An 18692-nucleotide genomic window follows, 5' to 3' on the forward strand; every position below is an offset into this window, starting at 1 on the left:
CATGGCGGGGTGACCACCATCCGATGGGCGTCCCCGTTCCCGCGCGATGTTCCGGCGGAGACGGGGACGGCCTTTCACAGCGCCGCCAGCATGTCCTTGCGGATTTCCACCGCGCGGTCGGCGGCCTTGCCGACCACCTCCTGCAGGCGCTCGAACTCGGCGCTGTAGCTGCCGACGCCGAAGGTCAGCGACCGCAGCTCGACGATCAGATCCTGCATGTCGGCTTGCGGCATGCACGCCTTCACCTCGTCCCAGCCGGGCCAGCCCGGCCGCGCGTCGAAGCCCAGAAGCTGGCCGCGCCGGCCGCTGACCAGCCGCTGCACCTTGGGCGTGAAGGCGCTGGGCACCGCGATGGTCACGGTCAGGATCGGCTCCAGCAGCACCGGCTCGCAGGCCGGCAGGGCTTCGGCCATCGCCTGCCGCGCCACCGTCTTGAAGGCCATGTCGGAACTGTCGACGGCGTGGAACTGGCCGCCGGTCAGCCTCACCGCGAAATCCACCACCGGGAAGCCGAGCGGCCCGCGGACCGCCGCCTCGCGCACGCCGGCCTCCACCGCCGGGATGTACTGGCGCGGCACGGCGCCGCCGACCACCGCATCCTCGAACTGGATGCCCGATCCGCGCGGCAGCGGGCGGATCTCCACATGGATGTCGGCGAACTGGCCGTGGCCGCCGGTCTGGCGCTTGAAGCGGGCGTGGTGGCTGGTGCTCTTGCGGATCGTCTCCTTGTAGGGGACCTGCGGCGGCTGGCCCTTCACCGCGACGTTGAAGCGGCTGCGCAGCCGGTCCATCGCCAGCTTCAGATGCACATCGCCCTGGCCCCACAGAACCAGCTCCCCGGTTTCGGGCGACTGGTCGAGCGTCAGGGACGGGTCCTCCTCCCGCAGCTTCTGCAGGGCGGCGGACAGCTTCACCTCGTCATTGCGGTTTTCGGCACGGAGCGCCAGCCCATGCACCGGCGGCGCGGCGGCCGGCCAGTCGGCGGGCGGGCCGAGGTTGGTCTTTTCGGTCAGCCGGTCGCCGGTCGCCGCCTTTTCCAGCCGGCCGAGCGCGACGAGATCGCCCGCCACCGCCTGCGGCACCTTGGTCTGGTCGCGGCCGAACAGCTGGAAGATGCCGGACACCCGTTCCCCGCCCAGCGTCATGCCGTCGGTGACGGTGCCGCGCCAGATGCGGGCAAGGCTGAGCTTCCCGGCATGGGAGCCCATCATCGTCTTGACCACCTGGGCCGTCACCGTCGCATCCGACGGGATATCGACGCGGGCGGCGGTGACGCCGACCTCCGGCCCGTCATGGCGCAGGGCCTTCAGCAGGCGGCGGATGCCGTTGTCGTTCTCCGCCGATCCGAAGAAGACCGGGACGATCAGGTCGTCGGCCAGCTCGTGCGCCAGCGTTTCGTAAAGCTCCGCGCTGTCGGGGGCCATGTCCTCCAGCAGTTTTTCCAGCAGGGCGTCGTCGAAGTCGGCGGCCGATTCCAGCATCGCCTGCCGCGCCTCCGCCTCCCAGTCGCGGACGCTGTCGGGCAGGGCCACCAGATCGGACGGCTTGTGCGGGTTGAAGCGCCAGGCGCGCTCGCTGACCAGATCGACCAGCCCGGTGATCTGGCCGTTCTCGCGCAGCGGCACCTCGCGCAGGACCAGCTTGCGGGCGGAGACCTCCTGGTAGGCGGCGACGACGTCGCGCACCCGCAGGTCTCCCAGCGTGTCGATCTTGTTGATGAACAGCAGATGCGGAATGCGGTGGTCGTCCAGCACCTTGAACAGCGGGGCCAGCAGGACCGCCTTCTCCGGCGCCGCCTCCGCCACCACGATGGCGATGTCGGCGGCCATCAGCGCCGCCTGCGCCTCGCCCGTCAACTCCACCGAGCCGGGGCAGTCCAGGATCGACCAGCGTTCACCCAGGTAATCGAAGGAGGCGACGTTCAGCTCGGTGCTCATCGACCGGGCCTTTGCCTCCGGCGACGTGTCGCCCACGGCGTTGCCGTCCCGCACGCTGCCCTTGCGGGTGACGGCCCCCGCCGCGAACAGCAGGCTTTCGAGCAGCGTCGTCTTGCCGGCGAGATAGGGGCCGACCAGCGCCGCGCAGCGCGCCGTCCGGATTTGCGTATGCGGCATTCACACCTCCCGTGGAAGCTTCGGGCCATTCCGGCCGTTCTAGGAGGGGCCGGGCTGCCGGGCCGCGCCGGGGATGGGGCGCTGGTGCCGGCCGCCGTGGAGGCCCGTTCGCGTGTGGCTCTAGACAGTCACTTAGAAAAACCGGCACGTCCGGGTGGGGCGACGGGCGGCGGCGGACGGGTGCGGGGATGGCGCATCGGGTCCGGGGCCGGCGGAACGCCCGCATCGGACTTTCGATGCTCCACCCGAACGGCGCGGCTGTCGATGGAAAAAAGGGGCGGCAAACCGTCACGCAGCCGCTGTCTGCGCCGGGGATTCGACAGCGCAGGCGCGGCAGGGGTGAGTGCATTCATGCGTCGATAGGCCGCATCGGTGTAAGGCAGCCATGCCAACTCCGGTGCCGATCGGCGGCCTGCCCGGCTAAGGCGTTCAAATTCAATGGAATGCGTCTCAAAGATGTGTTCGGCGGAGAGTTTGCTTCAATATTGCTATGTTGCAATGCGATATGACCGCGACGAAATGGGGCGGACAAATGCATGAAACCTTCTGCTAGTAGCTTGATCCGAAAATGGCTGCGCGCAAAAGCGACGACGGCCGCACAACAATCGACGGGCCGCCCGGCGTCCGCCGGCAGGCCTCCAGTCCTTGGGGAAAATGCATATGCGCCTGTGGTTTCGTTTGGTGGTTGCCGGCCTGATCGCCGCCGGGACTGCCGTTTCCGCCCCGCTGTCCACTCCCGCCGCGGCACAGGCGGCCAAGCCGACGCAAGAGGACGCGAAGTCCATCACCCTGAAGGCGGCAGACCTGATCGCCGCCCAGGGGCTGGACGAGGCCACCAAGGCCTTCAACGCCGACGGTCCGTTCAAGTACGGCGAGATCTACGTCAACGTCATCGACTTCACCGGGGTGTGGAAGGTCTATCCGCCGCGTCCGGCCGGCGTCGGGCAGAGTGTCATCAACGTCAAGGACCCGGATGGCCGCTTCATCGTCCAGGACGTGCTGGCCGTCGCCAAGGACAAGGGCGAGGGCTGGGTCGAGTACCGCTGGCTGAACCCCGCCAGCAACAAGATCGAGCCGAAGATCACCTACGTGAAGCGCGTGCCCGGCCAGGAACTGGTCGCCTATGTCGGCATCTACAAGTGACGACGGCAAATGACGGTGGCAAGTGACGGCCGCCGCGTGACGCGGTGACCGTCCGGCGACGCTGAGGGGGGAATGAGGATGAGCGGCGGTGTCTTTGCGCGTCTGTCGGGCCTGTCGGTGGCGGGCCGGGTGTTCGCGGCGCCCCTGATGGGGATCGTCCTGACGGTGGCGGCTCTGGTCCTGGCCGACCGCGAGTCGGAACAGGCGCTGACCGCCGTGGACGGCATCCACAGCGAGGCGGCGGAGCGGCTGGGCCGCGTCGACCGGCTGGTCGCCATCGCCTATGTCATCCACAGCGACGTGTCGCGGCATCTGGCCCTGTCCGGGTCGGGCATCGAGGAGGCGAAGCTCCAGGCCATGCGCGATGCCATCGCCGCCAACCTGGGCAAGGCGCGCACCGCGATCGTGGAACTGCGCGCCCTGCCGCTGGCCGAGGCGGAGCGCGCGATGCTGGACGATGTGTCGGCCCGGCTCGGCGCCTATGCCAAGGCGGTGGACGAGATGAACCAGATGGCGGCCATCGACCGCCTGATCGGCATCCCGATGATGGCCCACACCGATGCCCAATTCGCCGCCCTGACGGACAAGGTGATGGAGACGCAGGCCGCCATCGGCCGCTCCACCGCCGCCGCCACCCAGGCCACCCGCGACGCCACCGCAGCGGCGCGGCGCGACTTCGCGCTGGTGATGGGCGGGCTGCTTCTGGCGATGATGGCGGCCGGGCTGGTGCTCGCCCGCTCCATCACAAGGCCGTTGCAGCAACTCTCCCGCACCACCACGGAACTCGCCGCCGGGAAGCTGGACGGCGTGGTCGAGGGCGGCTGGATGCGCAACGAGATCGGCGCCATGGCCCGCGCGCTGGAGGTGTTCCAGACCAACGCCCGCGAGGTGGAGCGGCTGACCGCCGACCAGCAGCGCCAGAAGGCGGAGGCCGAGGCGGAGAAGCACCGCGCCATCCGGGAACTGGCCGACCTGTTCGAGGCCCGCGTGTCCGAGGTGGTCCAGCAGGTGGGGGCCGGCGCCCATCAGGTGCGCAGCAATGCCGCCGGCATGCTGGAGCGCGCCGACAGCGCCAACCGGCAGGCCGCCACCGTCGCCGCCGCCAGCGCCCAGGCAGGCTCCAGCGTCCAGACCGCCGCCGCCGCGACGGAGGAGATGTCGGCCTCCATCGCCGAGATCGGCGCCCAGGTCCGCCGCTCCTTCGACATGGTGCGCGGCGCGGTGCGGGCAGTGGAGGAGACCAACGGCCATGTCGTGGGCCTGTCCGACGCCGCCCACCGCATCGGCGAGATCGTCGGCCTGATCAACTCCATCGCGGCGCAAACCAATCTTCTGGCGCTGAACGCGACCATCGAGGCGGCGCGGGCGGGGGAGGCCGGCAAGGGCTTCGCCGTGGTGGCGAGCGAGGTGAAGAACCTCGCCAATCAGACGGCGAAGGCCACCGAGGACATCGGCACCCAGATCGCCGCCATGCAGCAGGTGACCGGCGCCGCCGTCGCCGCCATCCGGGGGGTGGGCGAGACGGTGGTCGGCATCGACGAGATCGTCGGTTCCATCGCCGGCGCCATGGAACAGCAGGCCGCCGCCACCGGGGAAATCACCCGCAACGTGCAGGAGGCCGCCGCCGGCACCAGCGACGTTTCCCGCACCATCGCCACCGTCTCCGCCAGCGCCGGCGAGACCGGCACCGCCGCCGGCGAGGTGCTGCGCGCGGCGGAGCTGCTCGACGGGCAGGCGGTGACGCTGAGCCGCGAGGTGAAGCACTTCATCGGGCGACTGCGGGCAGGGTGAGGGGCGCCGGTCCTGCCATTCTCCTTATCGTTGGTCTGACCTGCCATCCCCAAGTGTGGCCGCGAAGTTTGGTCGCATCAGTCTTGAAACCATTCGCTCGCGCCCAAGCTGATGTCCGAGGCGGCGGGGCGGAGGCCGGTGACGGCCGTGCCGATGCCGGGGTATGATGCAGGACCCAACAAGAAGGATCGTAAGATGAAGATCGACATCGGGATCTCGGACGCAGACCGCAAATCCATCGCCGAAGGGCTGAACAAGGTTCTGGCCGACACCTTCGCGCTCTACATCAAGACCCATTCGTTCCACTGGAACGTCACCGGGCCGATGTTCAACACGCTCCACACCATGTTCATGACGCAGTACACGGAGCTGTGGACCGCGCTGGACGAGATCGCGGAGCGCATCCGCGCGCTGGGCTATCCGGCGCCGGGCAGCTTCTCGCAGTTCGCGGAACTGGCCTCGATCAAGGAGGAAGTGGGTGTTCCGAAGGCGAACGACATGATCCGCCAGCTGGTCGAAGGCCATGAGGCCGCCGCCCGCACCATCCGCAGCGTCTTCCCGGCGGCCGAGCAGGGCAGCGACGAGCCGACCGCCGACCTGCTGACCCAGCGCCTGCAGATCCATGACAAGACCGCCTGGATGCTGCGCAGCATGCTGGAGTAGCCGCTCCATTTCGAATGCCCTTCTCCCCTTGCGGGAGAGGGGCTTTGACTGCATGAGTCATAAAGGGCCTCCCCGTCGGATGGACGGGGAGGCCCTTTCCGTTTGAACTCGGGCCGCTTCTTGCCCTACGCCGCGTTCCTGGCCTGCTGGCGGACCGGCAGGTTGGGGATGGTCAGAGTGAAGATGGTGCCGCCATCGCGCTCGATCTTCAGGGTGGCGCCTGCCTGATGCGACAGGGCCTGCACCAGGTTCAAGCCCAGCCCGCTGCTGGAGCCGCCACGGCTGGGCCGCTTGTGCTGGCTCGGCATACCGGCGGGCAGGCCGACGCCGTTGTCGCGCACGATCAGCCGCATTCCGTTTTCTTCGCGCTCCAACATCACGCGCACGGTGCCGGGATGGCCGTGCGGGAAGGCATGCAGCAGCGCGTTCGACACCAGTTCGCTGGTGGCGATGGCCAGCGGCGTGGCGCGGTCGGCATCGACGATCCAGTCCTGCGTCTCCAGCTCCAGCCGGGCGGCGGTCGGGTTGTCGGAACGGACCAGCCCGTCGCACATCTGGCGCAACGCGTCGGCGAAGTTGATGTGGGCCGGCTCGTCGGACCGGTGGAGCAGTTCGTGCAGCAGGCTCATGGTCTGGATGCGGCGCAGGCTTTCGTCGAAGCCGCGGCGGGCATGTTCGTCGATGCGGGCCGCCTGCAGGCGCAGCAGGCTGCAGATGACCTGAAGGTTGTTCTTCACCCGGTGCTGGACCTCCTTCAACAGCACCTCCTTGTCGGTCACCGCGGCCTCCAGCTGGGCATTGGCGCGCTCCAGCTGGGCGGTGCGCTGGTGGACATGCTCCTCCAGCGTGTCGTAGGCGTGCTGAAGGGCGTCCTCCGCCTCGCGTTCGCGCCGGGCCCGCTGGATGGCGAGCGCGCCGATCACCGCCACCGTGGCGCAGGCCGCCGCAGCGAAGGCGGCGTAAATCCACAGCCTCTCCGTCCAGCGCTGCAGAACGCTGCCGGTGGCGATGGTCACCACGGCCGACAGGCCGGTGTCGCCGATCGGGCGCGTCACGGTGATGTCGTCGGCATGACTGGCCGTATCGTCGTCGCCTTTGCGCCCACCCATGGTGCCGCCGCCCTCCGGCTCGCGCAGCAGCGGCGTGCCGTCCGACTTCAGGAGGGAGATGCTGTGGCCATAGCCGACGTCGAGCGCGCGGTAGACGTCGCGGAAGGCACGCGCGTCCAGCCCGGCGACCGCCCAGCCGCGCGGCGTGCTGCCGGGAAGCGGCTGCGCCAGCGTGACCACCGTCCGGCCGCCCATCCGGCCGTCGCCGATGGCCCGGCCATCGGGCCTCAACGCCGGTGCGGCGGCGGGCGGCGCATCCGGCAGGCTGGACAGGCGCAGGGCGCCGGAGGCGTCGCGGATCTCCAGCCCCACCATGTGGGGGGCGCTGGCCGCCAGCAGGGCCATGCGGTCGCGGGTCGCCTGATCGTCGGGCAACGGCGTACCGGCCGCGCCGGCCAGAGTCGCCGTCTGGGTCAGCAGCAGGTCGCCCGACTCGATCAGCCGGGCGGCATGTTCCGCCGCCAGAAGCCCGATGTTGCCGGCGACCCCGGTCGCCTGCTGCACCGCCTCGTTGCGGTCGCGCCAGGCGAAGACGGCCGACAGCCCGACGGTCAGCAGAACGGCCGCCGTGCAGGCGATCAGGACCAGCGCCGAACCGGGCAGCCGGTAGAGCGGGGAGGATTGGGAACGCAGCGCGCGCAACGGCATCGTGTCGGAAACCATGTGGGGGTGCGGCCATTCATGCTTGGCCGGAAACGGTAACACCGTCCGGCGGGTGACGGTTCCGCCGAACGCTACCCGTGTTGAAGCGGCAGCGGCCACCACCTATTGTGAGGTGCCGACAAAGTCTTCCTGCTTTGTCGGGTGTAATGGCAGGTAGCTGGAGGATGGTGTTATGCGGATCGACGGGACGGCCTATCGCACCATCTGGCCGGAAGGCGGGGGAACCGTCGCCATCATCGATCAGACCCGGCTGCCGCATGATTTCGCCGTCGTCCGCCTGACCAGCCTGGAGGAGGCCGCCCACGCCATCCGCGCCATGCTGGTGCGCGGCGCCCCGCTGATCGGTGCCGCCGCCGCCTATGGCGTGGCGTTGGCCCTGCGCGCGGATGCGAGCGACCGCGGGCTGGAGCGCGCCTGCGCGACCTTGCTGGCGACCCGGCCGACCGCGGTCAACCTGCGCTGGGCGCTGGAGCGCATGCGCGCCCTGCTGGTGCCGCTCCCCGAGTCGCAGCGCGTTGACGCGGCCGAGGCGGAAGCGGCGGCCATCGCCGACGAGGATGTGGAGATCAACCGCGCCATCGGCCTGCATGGCGCAGCATTGATCCGGGCCGCGGCGGAGCGCAAAAAGCCGGGCGAGCCGGTCAACGTGCTGACCCACTGCAATGCCGGCTGGCTCGCCACGGTCGATTGGGGCACGGCGCTGGCCCCGGTCTATGCCGCCTTCGAGCAGGGCATCCCGCTGCATGTCTGGGTGGACGAGACGCGCCCGCGCAACCAGGGCGCCAGCCTGACCGCTTGGGAGCTGAAGCATCACGGCGTTCCCCACACCGTCATCGCCGACAATGTCGGCGGCCATCTGATGCAGCACGGCAAGGTCGACCTGTGCATCGTCGGCACCGACCGCACCACGGCGACCGGCGACGTCTGCAACAAGATCGGCACCTACCTGAAGGCGTTGGCGGCCCATGACAACGGCGTTCCCTTCTATGTCGGGCTGCCGTCACCGACCATCGACTGGACCATCGCCGATGGCGTGCGGGAGATTCCCATCGAGGAGCGCGACGGCCGCGAGGTCAGCGAACTGACCGGCCGCACCGCCGACGGCCGGATCGAGACGGTGCGCGTCACCCCCGACGGCAGTCCGGTCGCCAATTACGCCTTCGACGTGACGCCGGCCCGGCTGGTGACCGGCCTGATCACCGAACGCGGCGTCTGCGCCCCGTCGCGCGACGGGCTGCTCGGGCTGTTTCCGGAACGGGCGTAGGCTGGAGAGGGGGGCGGGGAAGCGTCAGCGGCGGTCGGAGAGCAGCCGCCGCCACAGCGGCTGCGGCGTGTCTTCCGCATTCTTGGCATCGAGCCACTGGTCCGCCAACTCGCGGACCTGCCAGTCGCCGAGGAAACGCTCGCAGTCGATGGCGGTGTAAAGGCGCACGCGCTTTTTCCCCAGCCTTTCGAAATAATCCAGCGTTCTTTGGCGGTCGATGTCTTCCATGGGCCCCAATGAAACGGAGATTGTGGACGGTCCATACCGGATGTTTGTCCGTACTCCGGATATTGGAAGAAGCCCCCTGCCCGTGCAACTGTCCCTTCGTCGCGGTTTCATCCCCCGGAAGGGGTGGAGCCCGTCCCCCTATCGGGAGTCGGCATCGAGGCGTCCGGTATGGACCACGACATCCGACAGCGGAATGCCGGCCTGCGAGGCTGCCCGCTCCAGAGACTGGCGGTCGGGCCAGTAGAGGCGGCCGCCGGCCTCCGTCAGCACACCCTGCCGCTTGATGACCCACAGGCCGCTGAACGCCATCTCGATGATCCGGCCCATCGGGCTGGAGTGGGTGGAGGATTGGTTCCGGTCGGGTGGGCGGCCGGTGTCGTGGTGTCTGTCGTTGAACGTCATCTCTGCTCTTCCCTGTGCCGGCCTTTCTTTGCGTGGCTTCGACATGCCCGCGCAAGGAGCCGATCTCTGTCTCCCCATGAGCACGATGCTTTAGAGGGAAAGCAATGTCCTAACCAAGTCGCGCAGGAATTTCATTCGGAAAGTTGTAATTATTTGTTGTCGAACGGAAACAATTCAAATGGTCTTACCACACTATTTGGTAACCATATTCAAAACATGGTGAAAAGATCGTTTAGGCTGCGGAAAATCTTGCCGTCGATTCACCATCGTCTTTGCAAATCATTCTTACGCGAACGAAGCAGATCCTGCCGAACGGATGGCATCGATACCCCTAAATGGTCACAGCACCGCCCGGTGCCGCTCACCAAACATAAGCATGGCCGCAGAGGGAGCCTGGGAAGGGCACCCGAAGGCCACGCCTGTGTTTGAAGGAAAAGAGCGATGAAGACGACCATGCGGACATTCACCGCCAGGGCCACCACCAGGGCCACCACCGGAGCGATGGCGCTGCTGATCGGTGCGACCCTGCTCGGCGGCTGTTCGAACCTGAACCACCGCGAGAACCGTGCCCTGACGGGCGGAGCGATCGGTGCCGCGGGTGGTGCCGCCATCGGTGCGGTCACCGGCGGCAGTGCGGTCTATGGCGGACTGCTGGGCGGTGCCGCCGGCGCTGCTGTCGGCGCCCTGACTGCGGAGGACGGGAAAAAGCATCGCCGCTGAGGCATCGACGGTGAGCGGCCGAAGGGCGGTACTCCTGCTCCCCTCTGCCGCTCACTCGTCCTCGCGCTCACTCGTCCTCGTCGTCCTCGAACTGGTCGAGGCTCAGCGACCGGACCTCGGTGCTGGGGTTGGGGGCCGGCGGGGCTGCGGGCGGCATGCCGGCGGGCCGGGGCGCGGCCGGCCGGGCGACGCTGCGGCCGGCGGGCATATGGGCATTGGGGCCCTTCAACGGACTGTTCAGCGTGCCGCGCGGGCCGATGCTGGGTTCGTCGCCGAAGTCGGGCAGCGGCGGAATGCGGTCCATCACGCGGCGGATCAGGGCGGCGATGCGGTCGGTCTCGGCACGCAGGGCCTGCCCGCGCTCCCCCTCATAGAGCGGATCGTCCAGGAACTTGCGAATTTCCAGGACGCCGCGCAGCTCCACCCCGCACATCTCGTGGGTGCCGATGGGCAGGGCCTTCACCCGGGCGAAGCTGGAAAAGAAGCCGGCGCTGCCCTCCACGAACTGGACCACCATGCGGGCGTGCAGACGTTCCAGCGCGGTGGTCATGGGATCGATCAGATCCTCCATCTCCTCCGGCGCGGCATCCAGCCGTTCCTGCGTCAGCGCCGCCAGCGCGAAGAAGTCGCGCACGCGCCGGCTGAAGCGGCGGTAACGGGCCAGCCCGCCGACCGACACCCGCTCGCGCGCCGTCTGGGCCAGCTCCGCCGACTGCTTCAGCATGGCGTCGAGCCGCATCAGCAGCGTTGCGATCTCGCGCTGGCGCTGGGCGGCGCTGCGGCCGGGCGTGGGTGCCGGCGGGGCGGCCGGGCGGCGGGGTGGGTTGGAACGCATCATGCCGGTACGGGGTGGCTCCTCTGCTGTCCGCGATCCGGCGCCGGGCCTCTGCCGGTCAGGCCCTAGCGCTGGGTGCGGACGGTCACCGACTTTTGCCCGCCGCCGCGCACCACCGTCAACTGCACCGGCGTGCCGACGCGCAGAAGACCGATGCGATTGCGGAAATCTGTGGCGCTGCGGATGGCGCGGCCATCGACCGCCACCACCACGTCGCCGCTGCGCAGGCCGCCGCTGTCGGCGGGCGATCCGCGCTCGATCTTGGCGATCAGCGCGCCCTCGTCGCCCTTCAGGTTCAGGCTTTCCGCCAGATCGGGCGTCAGGTCCTGGATAGCGACGCCCAGCCGGCCGCGCCGCACCTCGCCATATTCGCGCAGCTGTTCCATCACCGAGCGGACGATGGTGACGGGCACGGCGAAGCCGATGCCGACCGATCCGCCGGCCGGACCGATGATGGCGGTGTTGATGCCGATCAGCTCGCCCTGGAAATTGACCAGCGCGCCGCCGGAATTGCCGGGGTTGATCGAGGCATCGGTCTGGATGAAGTCCTCGTACCCCTCGATCTTCAGCCCGCTGCGGCCGAGCGCCGAAACGATGCCGGAGGTCACGGTCTGGCCCAGCCCGAACGGGTTGCCGATGGCGACGACGAAATCGCCGACCTTGGCGCGGTCCGAGTCGCCGAGCGGCAGGGCGGTCAGGCTCTCCGCCTTGATCTGGAGCAGCGCGATGTCGGTGGCGGCGTCGCGGCCGATCAGCTTGGCGCGCAGGCGGCGGCGGTCCTTCAGCGTGACGGCGATCTCCTGCGCGTTCTCCACCACATGGCTGTTGGTGACGACATAGCCGTTGGCGGCGTCGACGATCACGCCGGACCCGGCGCTGACCTGCGGGCGGCCCTGCGGCATTTGGTCCGGCAGGTTGAAGAAGCGGCGGAAGAAGGGGTCGCGCAGCAGCGGGTTTTCCGCCTGGGGCGCCTGGCTCAGCACCGAGATGTTCACCACCGCCGGGGTCACCTGCTCCAGCATCGGGGCGATGGTGCCGCCGCCGACCGCACCCAGCGGCAGCGCCGCCGCGGCGGGCGAAGCGCCCAGCCCGACCGCGGACCCGGCCCGGCCCAGCGCCGAATCGGCCGGTGCGACCAGCGCGCCGCCGGCCAGCGCAGCCATCCCGACCGCAGCCGCAAACACCACCGGACGCACCACCGCTTTCATGGCTTCTTCCTTTCTTGGAGGGGAATTTTTGTCAAAGACCGTCATCGACCGGGCTGATTTGGGACAGAAAGGAAGGGGGTTCAAGCCTGTCCGACCCCCGGTGCTTCCGCCACCCGCCGATGGTCGAATCCACAGGGGAGAATGATAGCGTGGCGGCGGCGGAAACTCCCGGTAAAGAAATTCGGTGGTATAGGACAGGGCTGGCGCAGCCCCCGGCATGGCGGGAAGGCGTGGCTGCTGGATAACGGGTTGAGCGCGATGAGCGGCGGGTCACTGCTCGAACTGACCGAGCAAGAGTATCTGCAGATGGAGGAGGCCCTGTCGCAGACGGCGCGGGGCCGCGCCTTTCTGCGCATGCGCGACCGGCGCAGCCGCGTCGTCGCCTCCGACGATTTCCACCGGCTGGTCGACAAGCTGGAAACCCAGGTCGACCGGCTGAGCGGCGCCTCTCCCAGCGCCTTTGCCGCCCTGACGCCGGGTGAGGATCCGCGCATCCAGCAGGAACTGACCGCCATCACCCAGGTGGTGCGCGAGGCGCGCAGCGACATCGCCGCGCTGAAGGCCACCGACACCGGATCCAACCGGATCGAGGCGGCGACCGGCGAGTTGGACGAGATCGTCGCCGCCACCGAACGCGCCACCACCGACATCCTGAACGCGACGGAGAAGATCCAGGAAATCACCATGTCGATGCCGCGCGACGACGACGATCTGGCCGAGCGGATCGACGCGATCGAGGCGTGGTGCATCGAGATCATGACCGCCTGCTCCTTCCAGGACATCACCGGCCAGCGCACCACCAAGGTCGTCAACACGCTGCGCTATATCGAAGAGCGCGTGAACACGATGATCGAAATCTGGGGCGTCGAGCGGCTGGCCGTCGCCCCGGAGCAGCACCATGGCGAGGTCGCCTCCCACCGCAAGATGGGCGACACCCGTCCCGACGCGCATCTGCTGAACGGGCCGCAGCTGGGCGGTCCGGAGGTCAGCCAGGACGCCATCGACGCGCTGTTCGCCAGCGTGCCCGAGGTGGCGGAACGGGCGGAGCCGCTGCCGGCCGGCGTGGAGCCCTCTCCTCCTCCGCCACCCCCACCCCCACCCCCAGCTCCTCCACCCCCTGTCGCGAAGCCGGCCCCGCCCCCGCCCCCGCCGCCTGCCGATCCCGGCGGCGGCGATGGCGGCGGTGCGATTTCCCAGGCCGACATCGACGCACTCTTCGCGTGACCGGCCATGGCGCAAGACGGCAAATCCCGCATCCGCCTGACCCAGGACCAGCTCGACCGCGTGTGCGAGCGCCATGTCCGATTCGCCGAGGGGCGGCCGAACGGTGCCCGCGCCAATCTTCCCTTCTTCGACCTGTCGGGCCTGTCGCTGGCCGGCCGCAACCTGACCGGCGCCCATCTGGCCGGCGCCATCCTGCGCGACGCCGACCTGCGCGGGACGGTGCTGGACCATGCCGATCTCTATGGCGCCGACCTGCGCGGGGCCGACCTGTCGGAAGCGCGGCTGTTCCGCACCGACATGCGCGGCGCCAACGTGCGCGGCGCCCGGCTGGACGGCGCCACCATGGTCGAGGTCGACCTGCGCGACGGCAGCATGGTCAACCGCAACAGTGCCGGCGAGCTGAAGGTGGTGGGCTTCGACCCCGGCCCGGCCGACATGGCGTCAGCCCGGCTGACCAACGCCGACATGGCGCGGGCCAAGCTGTCGGGCAGCTTCGCGCGGGCGGCCGACTTCACCAACACCCGGCTGGCCGGCGCCCGGCTGGACCGCACCGACCTGCGCGACGCCAACTTCTCCGGCGCCGATCTGCGCGGGGCGGACCTCAACGGTTCCGACCTGCGCGGCGCGATCCTGGACGGGGCGAGCCTGGACGCGGCCGGGCTGGAGCAGGCGATCCGCACCGACGAGCAGGCCCATGCCGCCCGGCAGGCGCCGCCGCAGGCACCGGCACCCGAACCGGAGCCGGACGAGACTGCCGCGGCGGCCGAACTGCCGGCCCTGCCGGCCGAGCAGCTGGACGGCATGCTGCGCCAGCACATGATCTGGCTGGGCACCAGCGGCAAGCAGGGATGCCAGCTCGACCTGACCGGGTTGAACCTGGAGGGGGCCGATCTGGCCGGCAAGATCCTGACGCTGGCCAAGGGCACCGGCGCCCGGCTGCGCCATGCCCGGCTGAACGGCGCCCAGCTGCAGGCGGCCCAGTTCGACGGCGCCGATCTGCGCTCCGCCGACCTGCGCTCCGCCGACCTGCGCGGGGTGAAGCTGGATCGCGCCATCCTGATCGACAGCCGGCTGGACGGCGCCAACCTGGGCATGCTGCTGGTCAGCGCCGGGGCCAAGGTGATGCGGGCCTCGCTGGTGCGGGCGCGGTTGGCCGGCGCCTCGCTGGCCCAGACCAACCTGAAGGGCAGCGACCTGACGCTGGCCGACCTGACCGGCTGCGACCGCTCCTCGGCGGTGCTGGAGGGCGCCATCCTGGAGGGGACGCGGCTGGGCGGGGCCTGATCCCTTCGGCGGAGCGTTCCGCCCGGCGGGATTTCTTTCGCCCGGTGGGATTTCTTTCGCGAAGCCGTTGATTGCTTTCAAATTTCCGTCACGATCCATGCCGGAGATTGCCGCCGCTGCCGCGGACGGCACTGTCCGCAAGAGGCGGCTTCTTCCCTGACCGGGCAGATGGAGAACTGAAAAAGGGTTGTACCGTAACGGTTTAGCGCCACGGGTGGGCTTGACGCCTTGGCAGGCCGGTGGCACGCTGATGCTCAAGCGCGGCGCACCGCGACCATAAGCGCCCGCACCGAATGGGGGAACGTCAACGGTCATGACCAAGTCGGAACTGATCCAACGGCTGGCGGAACGCAATCCGCATCTCTACCAGCGCGACATCGAGAAGATCGTCGGCACCATCTTCGATGAGATCACGGAAGCTCTGGCGCGCGGCGACCGGGTGGAGTTGCGCGGCTTCGGTGCCTTCTCCATCAAGAAGCGGGACGCGCGCACGGGTCGCAACCCCCGGACCGGAGAATCGGTTGACGTCGGCGAGAAATGCATTCCTTTCTTCAAGACCGGCAAGCAGCTCCGGGAACGTCTGAACACGGACTGAGCGCCGGCCCGGCCGTCTCTCCCCGCCGAATTTCTGAGGAACCTTCGCTTTGCGCCATATTTCCTGGATCGTCACCCTGCCGGTGGCCCTCGTCGCGATCCTGTTCGCGATCTCCAACCGCGGCATCGTGACCCTGTCGCTGTGGCCGCTGCCCTTCACACTCGACACCCCGGTCTATCTGGCCGCGCTGGTGGCGCTGCTGCTGGGCTTCCTGGCCGGCGGCTTCATCGTCTGGAACAGCCAGCGCCGCCACCGCCGCCGCGCCCGGCGCGAGAGCAACCGCGTGCTGTATCTGGAGCGCGAACTGAAGGAGGCGCAGGCCCGCGCCGCCGCAGCCGAGAAGCGGCTGGCCGAAAGCACCCGTCCGGTCTCGGGCCCGCTGCCGGGCTCCAGCGGCGGACTGCCGGTTCCGGCCGCCGAGACCAGCGCGCCGACGGTGCATTGAAGCCGGCGTAACCGGACGTCGTTTTTCCCCTCTCCCAGCCCGTCTTGATGTGAGGGGGGCGGGGGCGGTCGGCGGGAGGAGGTCCCATGCGCACGGTCAGCGCCGCCGAGCTTCGTTCCGTCCTGCACCACCGCATGCTGATCGAACGGCTGCGGCAGAGTTTCCGCGCCGGCGTGGAGGCTCCGCCGCCGCATCGCCACCGGGTGGAGACCTACGGGTCCAGCGACGCCACCCTTCTGCTGGCGCCGGCCTGGCAGGTGAACCAGTCGGTCGGCTTGCGGATCGACACCGTCTTTCCCGACAATGCCGGCGGAGACCTGCCGACCACCCAGGGCGTCTATCTGCTGGCCGACGGCAAGACCGGGGTGCCGCAGGCGCTGCTGGACTCCTCCGCGGCGCTCGCCCGGCGCAGCGGTGCCGCGTCCTCGGCGCTCGCCGCCTCCTATCTGGCGCGGCCGGATGCGGAGCGCCTGCTGGTGGTCGGCACCGGCCCTCTCGCGCTTGAGTTGGTGGAGGCCCACACCGCCGTGCGGACGATCCGCCATGTGCTGGTCTGGGGCCGCGACCTGCAGAAGGCCAAGCGCCTCGCCGCCCGGTTCCACCGGCCGAAGTTCCGGATCGAGGCGACCGGCGACCTGGAGGGGGCGGTGCGCGGCGCCGACATCGTCGCCTGCGCCACCACGGCGCGCGAGCCGCTGATCCGCGGCGACTGGCTGCGGCCGGGCCAGCATCTGGAGCTGTTGGGCGGGGTGACGCCGGAGATGCGTGAGGCCGACGACGGCTGCATCCGCCGCTCCCGCGTTTTCGTCGATTGTCGCGACCGCACACCGGTGGAGGCGGGAGACATCGCCCAACCGCTGGCATCCGGTCTGCTGACCGCGGACGACATCGCCGGCGACCTGTTCGACCTCAGCCGCGGCGAGCGGGCGGGCCGGCGCTTCTACGACCAGATCACCCTGTTCAAATCGGTGGGCACGGCGCTGGCCGACCTCTGCGCCGCGCAGATGGCGGTGGAGATGGTGCTGCACAACGATTCGATCCGCTGAGCGGGCAGAACAGGGCCGCCCGGCATCGGGACCTGCGTCTCCGAAAGACAGGGTTACCGGCGGTCCGTCCTGCGCTACTATTCCGCGATTCTTGCCGCTTGCCCGCCGTCCGGCGCGGCGATCCGCAGCTGCGGAAAAGGAACGGCCGCTTTCATGAATCCGCCTGCCCAATCATCCGACGAGCCCGCCGGGAGCCCGACTCCGGCCGCTGACATCGTCCATTCCTACCGCAAGCCGCGGCTGGAGGCGGCCATCGGCTGGCTGGCGGCCTGCGGCTTCCTGTTCCTCGCGGCGGTGACTGCGGTGGTCGGGGTGCAATCGCGCGAGCGGGCGCTGAACGGGGCTCAGGAGCGCGCCGAGGCCGCGGTCCGGGTGCTGGCGGAACATGCGGCCCGCCTGTTCGACGCAGCCGACCTTCTGGTGGAATATGCCGCCCAGGAAACCGCCGGGCGCCCGTGGGACGAGATCGCCGGGTCGCGTGCTCTGTGGGACAAGCTGAACGGCCAGCGCGCCCGCCTGCCTTTCCTGGATGCGATCTGGCTGAACGACGGGGCGGGGCTGCTGCGGCTGACGACGCTGGCCTTTCCGGCGCCCTTTTCCAATGCGTCCGACCGAGATGTCTTCCTGTTCCACAGCCGGGGGACCGGGGTGGGCGATGCGGTGGACCAGCCCCATATCGGCCCGCGCATCATCGGCCGGGTGACCAACAAGGCGACCTTCCTGCTCAGCCGCCGGCTGTCGGAACCGGACGGCCGTTTCCGCGGCATGGCTTCGGTCACCATCGATCCCTCCTATCTGTCGGGCTTCTACAAGGAGTTGGACGTTCCCCATCGGCCGGTGACCATCCTGGTGCGGGCCGGCGATCTCGACGTCCTGGTGCGCGAGCCCGAGGATGCCGTCGATCCGGCACCGCTGTCGGATCTGGCCCGCCGGGCGATCCAGACGCGGCCGGAAGGCGGGGCGGCCCGCGACGACACGGTCATCGTCGCCCATCGCCGGGTCGACAGCTGGCCGGTTCATGTGGTCGTCCGGCTTGATACGGCTCCGGTCCTGGCGTCGTGGCACCGGTTGATCGCGCCCTATGCCGGACTGGGTGCGGCGGCGGCGCTGGCGCTGGCGGCGCTGTCGGTCTTCGGCTTCCGGCAGGCCGGCGCCGCCCGGCAGGTGCAGCGCGAACTGGAGCGTCGGGTGGTCGAGCGGACCGCGTCGCTCCAGCGCACCATCGGCGAGCGCGACGCGGCCTTGGCGCAGAAGGACCTGCTGATGCGCGAGGTCAACCACCGCATCAAGAACAGCCTGCAGGTGGTGTCAAGCCTGCTGGGCCTGCAGGGGCAGGCGGTGGGCGATCCGCGGCTGAGCGACCATCTGCTGGAGGCGGGGCGGCGCGTACAGGCCATCGCCGACATCCACCGGCTGCTCTACCGCGTCGACGACGTCCATTTCATCCCCTTCCACGACTATCTGACCGAGTTGTGCCGGGAGCTGGAGCGCTCCGCCCGGTCCGAAGGCGGCGACTGGCGGCTGGAACTGGCGGTGGAGCCGGCGGAGGTGCCGACCGATCATGCCGTGCCGCTGGGCCTGCTCGCCAACGAACTGGTGATGAACGCCATCAAGCATGCCTACCGGCCGCTCGCCACCCCGGTATCCGCCGAGGCGGGCAACGGTGACGGCGGGCCGGATGGGAGCGGCCGCGACGCCGTCAACGTCATTTCCGTGAGCCTGCGGTCGGATGGCGACGCGTTGCGCCTGGTCGTCGGCGACCGCGGCGTCGGGCTGTCGCCCGATTTCGACTGGCGCCGCAGCCGCAGCCTGGGTATGCGCCTGATCCACACCCTGTCCAAGCAGCTGGGCGCCACCCTGACGGTGGAGAACACCAGCCCCGGCGTGCGGTTCACCATCCGCCTGCCGCACCGGCCCGTCCAATCAGGCTCCATATCGTGAAGACCGCCACACGTCAT

Annotated in this window: 17 protein-coding genes; 11 read left to right on the top strand and 6 right to left on the bottom strand. The window is 69.4% G+C overall.

The genetic code is table 11. From position 1 onward, the window contains the following. Positions 1 to 74: 74 nt before the first annotated feature. On the bottom strand, positions 75 to 2114 hold the full coding sequence (locus FZ983_RS12820) for an elongation factor G (protein WP_149223918.1): 2040 nt from the start codon (positions 2112 to 2114) through the stop codon (positions 75 to 77). A 660-nt stretch (positions 2115 to 2774) separates the two neighbouring features. On the opposite strand from FZ983_RS12820, the gene FZ983_RS12825 reads away from it, so the two are divergent. From FZ983_RS12825 to FZ983_RS12835, 3 genes are all read left to right on the top strand, one after another. Continuing rightward, positions 2775 to 3257 carry a cache domain-containing protein gene (locus FZ983_RS12825; protein WP_149223919.1) on the top strand — a complete coding sequence of 161 codons (483 nt, stop codon included), beginning with the start codon at positions 2775 to 2777 and terminating at the stop codon, positions 3255 to 3257. 78 nt (positions 3258 to 3335) lie between these two features. Further along, positions 3336 to 5048 (top strand): HAMP domain-containing methyl-accepting chemotaxis protein, encoded by a 1713-nt coding sequence (locus tag FZ983_RS12830; protein WP_149223920.1) that lies wholly within the window; start codon positions 3336 to 3338, stop codon positions 5046 to 5048. Positions 5049 to 5243: 195 nt separating this feature from the next. Further along, a complete protein-coding gene (locus FZ983_RS12835) occupies positions 5244 to 5711 on the top strand; it encodes a Dps family protein (protein WP_149223921.1) in 468 nt (155 codons plus the stop codon). Positions 5712 to 5836: 125 nt separating this feature from the next. On the opposite strand, the gene FZ983_RS12840 is transcribed toward FZ983_RS12835, so the two are convergent. After that, a complete protein-coding gene (locus tag FZ983_RS12840; protein WP_149223922.1) occupies positions 5837 to 7483 on the bottom strand; it encodes a sensor histidine kinase in 1647 nt (548 codons plus the stop codon). Between the two features lie 172 nt (positions 7484 to 7655). On the opposite strand from FZ983_RS12840, the gene mtnA reads away from it, so the two are divergent. Further along, entirely contained in the window at positions 7656 to 8747 is a 1092-nt protein-coding gene (gene mtnA / locus FZ983_RS12845) for an S-methyl-5-thioribose-1-phosphate isomerase (protein WP_149223923.1), read from the top strand. A 24-nt stretch (positions 8748 to 8771) separates the two neighbouring features. Here mtnA and FZ983_RS12850 read toward each other — a convergent pair whose 3' ends face one another. Beyond that, positions 8772 to 8975 carry a hypothetical protein gene (locus tag FZ983_RS12850; protein WP_149223924.1) on the bottom strand — a complete coding sequence of 68 codons (204 nt, stop codon included), beginning with the start codon at positions 8973 to 8975 and terminating at the stop codon, positions 8772 to 8774. A gap of 138 nt (positions 8976 to 9113) precedes the next feature. Further along, on the bottom strand, positions 9114 to 9377 hold the full coding sequence (locus FZ983_RS12855) for a hypothetical protein (protein WP_149223925.1): 264 nt from the start codon (positions 9375 to 9377) through the stop codon (positions 9114 to 9116). Between the two features lie 441 nt (positions 9378 to 9818). On the opposite strand from FZ983_RS12855, the gene FZ983_RS12860 reads away from it, so the two are divergent. Next, on the top strand, positions 9819 to 10097 hold the full coding sequence (locus FZ983_RS12860; RefSeq protein ID WP_149223926.1) for a hypothetical protein: 279 nt from the start codon (positions 9819 to 9821) through the stop codon (positions 10095 to 10097). Between the two features lie 67 nt (positions 10098 to 10164). On the opposite strand, the gene FZ983_RS12865 is transcribed toward FZ983_RS12860, so the two are convergent. Together FZ983_RS12865 and FZ983_RS12870 are read right to left on the bottom strand one after the other, a co-directional pair. Next, entirely contained in the window at positions 10165 to 10935 is a 771-nt protein-coding gene (locus FZ983_RS12865; protein ID WP_149223927.1) for a hypothetical protein, read from the bottom strand. Positions 10936 to 10997: 62 nt separating this feature from the next. After that, positions 10998 to 12140 carry a Do family serine endopeptidase gene (locus FZ983_RS12870; protein ID WP_149223928.1) on the bottom strand — a complete coding sequence of 381 codons (1143 nt, stop codon included), beginning with the start codon at positions 12138 to 12140 and terminating at the stop codon, positions 10998 to 11000. Between the two features lie 258 nt (positions 12141 to 12398). Here FZ983_RS12870 and FZ983_RS12875 point away from each other — a divergent pair, with 258 nt between their 5' ends. From FZ983_RS12875 to FZ983_RS12900, 6 genes are all read left to right on the top strand, one after another. Beyond that, positions 12399 to 13364, top strand: coding sequence for a hypothetical protein (locus tag FZ983_RS12875; protein WP_149223929.1), 966 nt, complete (start codon positions 12399 to 12401; stop codon positions 13362 to 13364). Positions 13365 to 13370: 6 nt separating this feature from the next. After that, positions 13371 to 14648: a pentapeptide repeat-containing protein gene (locus FZ983_RS12880; protein WP_149223930.1), complete on the top strand. Its 1278-nt coding sequence runs from the start codon at positions 13371 to 13373 to the stop codon at positions 14646 to 14648. A gap of 313 nt (positions 14649 to 14961) precedes the next feature. Then, positions 14962 to 15243, top strand: coding sequence for an integration host factor subunit beta (gene ihfB / locus FZ983_RS12885; protein ID WP_012972825.1), 282 nt, complete (start codon positions 14962 to 14964; stop codon positions 15241 to 15243). A gap of 49 nt (positions 15244 to 15292) precedes the next feature. After that, entirely contained in the window at positions 15293 to 15688 is a 396-nt protein-coding gene (locus FZ983_RS12890; RefSeq protein ID WP_149223931.1) for a lipopolysaccharide assembly protein LapA domain-containing protein, read from the top strand. Between the two features lie 86 nt (positions 15689 to 15774). Next, positions 15775 to 16734, top strand: a complete 960-nt coding sequence (locus tag FZ983_RS12895) for an ornithine cyclodeaminase family protein (protein ID WP_149223932.1) — start codon at positions 15775 to 15777, stop codon at positions 16732 to 16734. 153 nt (positions 16735 to 16887) lie between these two features. Beyond that, entirely contained in the window at positions 16888 to 18675 is a 1788-nt protein-coding gene (locus tag FZ983_RS12900; protein ID WP_149223933.1) for a histidine kinase dimerization/phosphoacceptor domain -containing protein, read from the top strand. Positions 18676 to 18692 lie beyond the last annotated feature (17 nt).

This window comes from Azospirillum sp. B21 (genome assembly GCF_008364825.1).
GTDB lineage: Bacteria > Pseudomonadota > Alphaproteobacteria > Azospirillales > Azospirillaceae > Azospirillum.

Coding starts and splice junctions, on each gene's coding strand:
- FZ983_RS12875 (WP_149223929.1), top strand. CDS start 12,399: ATGAGCGGCGGGTCACTGCTCGAACTGACCGAGCAAGAGTATCTGCAG.
- FZ983_RS12855 (WP_149223925.1), bottom strand. CDS start 9,377: ATGACGTTCAACGACAGACACCACGACACCGGCCGCCCACCCGACCGG.
- FZ983_RS12830 (WP_149223920.1), top strand. CDS start 3,336: ATGAGCGGCGGTGTCTTTGCGCGTCTGTCGGGCCTGTCGGTGGCGGGC.
- FZ983_RS12850 (WP_149223924.1), bottom strand. CDS start 8,975: ATGGAAGACATCGACCGCCAAAGAACGCTGGATTATTTCGAAAGGCTG.
- FZ983_RS12825 (WP_149223919.1), top strand. CDS start 2,775: ATGCGCCTGTGGTTTCGTTTGGTGGTTGCCGGCCTGATCGCCGCCGGG.
- FZ983_RS12865 (WP_149223927.1), bottom strand. CDS start 10,935: ATGATGCGTTCCAACCCACCCCGCCGCCCGGCCGCCCCGCCGGCACCC.
- mtnA (WP_149223923.1), top strand. CDS start 7,656: ATGCGGATCGACGGGACGGCCTATCGCACCATCTGGCCGGAAGGCGGG.
- ihfB (WP_012972825.1), top strand. CDS start 14,962: ATGACCAAGTCGGAACTGATCCAACGGCTGGCGGAACGCAATCCGCAT.
- FZ983_RS12880 (WP_149223930.1), top strand. CDS start 13,371: ATGGCGCAAGACGGCAAATCCCGCATCCGCCTGACCCAGGACCAGCTC.
- FZ983_RS12900 (WP_149223933.1), top strand. CDS start 16,888: ATGAATCCGCCTGCCCAATCATCCGACGAGCCCGCCGGGAGCCCGACT.
- FZ983_RS12895 (WP_149223932.1), top strand. CDS start 15,775: ATGCGCACGGTCAGCGCCGCCGAGCTTCGTTCCGTCCTGCACCACCGC.
- FZ983_RS12860 (WP_149223926.1), top strand. CDS start 9,819: ATGAAGACGACCATGCGGACATTCACCGCCAGGGCCACCACCAGGGCC.
- FZ983_RS12870 (WP_149223928.1), bottom strand. CDS start 12,140: ATGAAAGCGGTGGTGCGTCCGGTGGTGTTTGCGGCTGCGGTCGGGATG.
- FZ983_RS12840 (WP_149223922.1), bottom strand. CDS start 7,483: ATGGTTTCCGACACGATGCCGTTGCGCGCGCTGCGTTCCCAATCCTCC.
- FZ983_RS12820 (WP_149223918.1), bottom strand. CDS start 2,114: ATGCCGCATACGCAAATCCGGACGGCGCGCTGCGCGGCGCTGGTCGGC.
- FZ983_RS12835 (WP_149223921.1), top strand. CDS start 5,244: ATGAAGATCGACATCGGGATCTCGGACGCAGACCGCAAATCCATCGCC.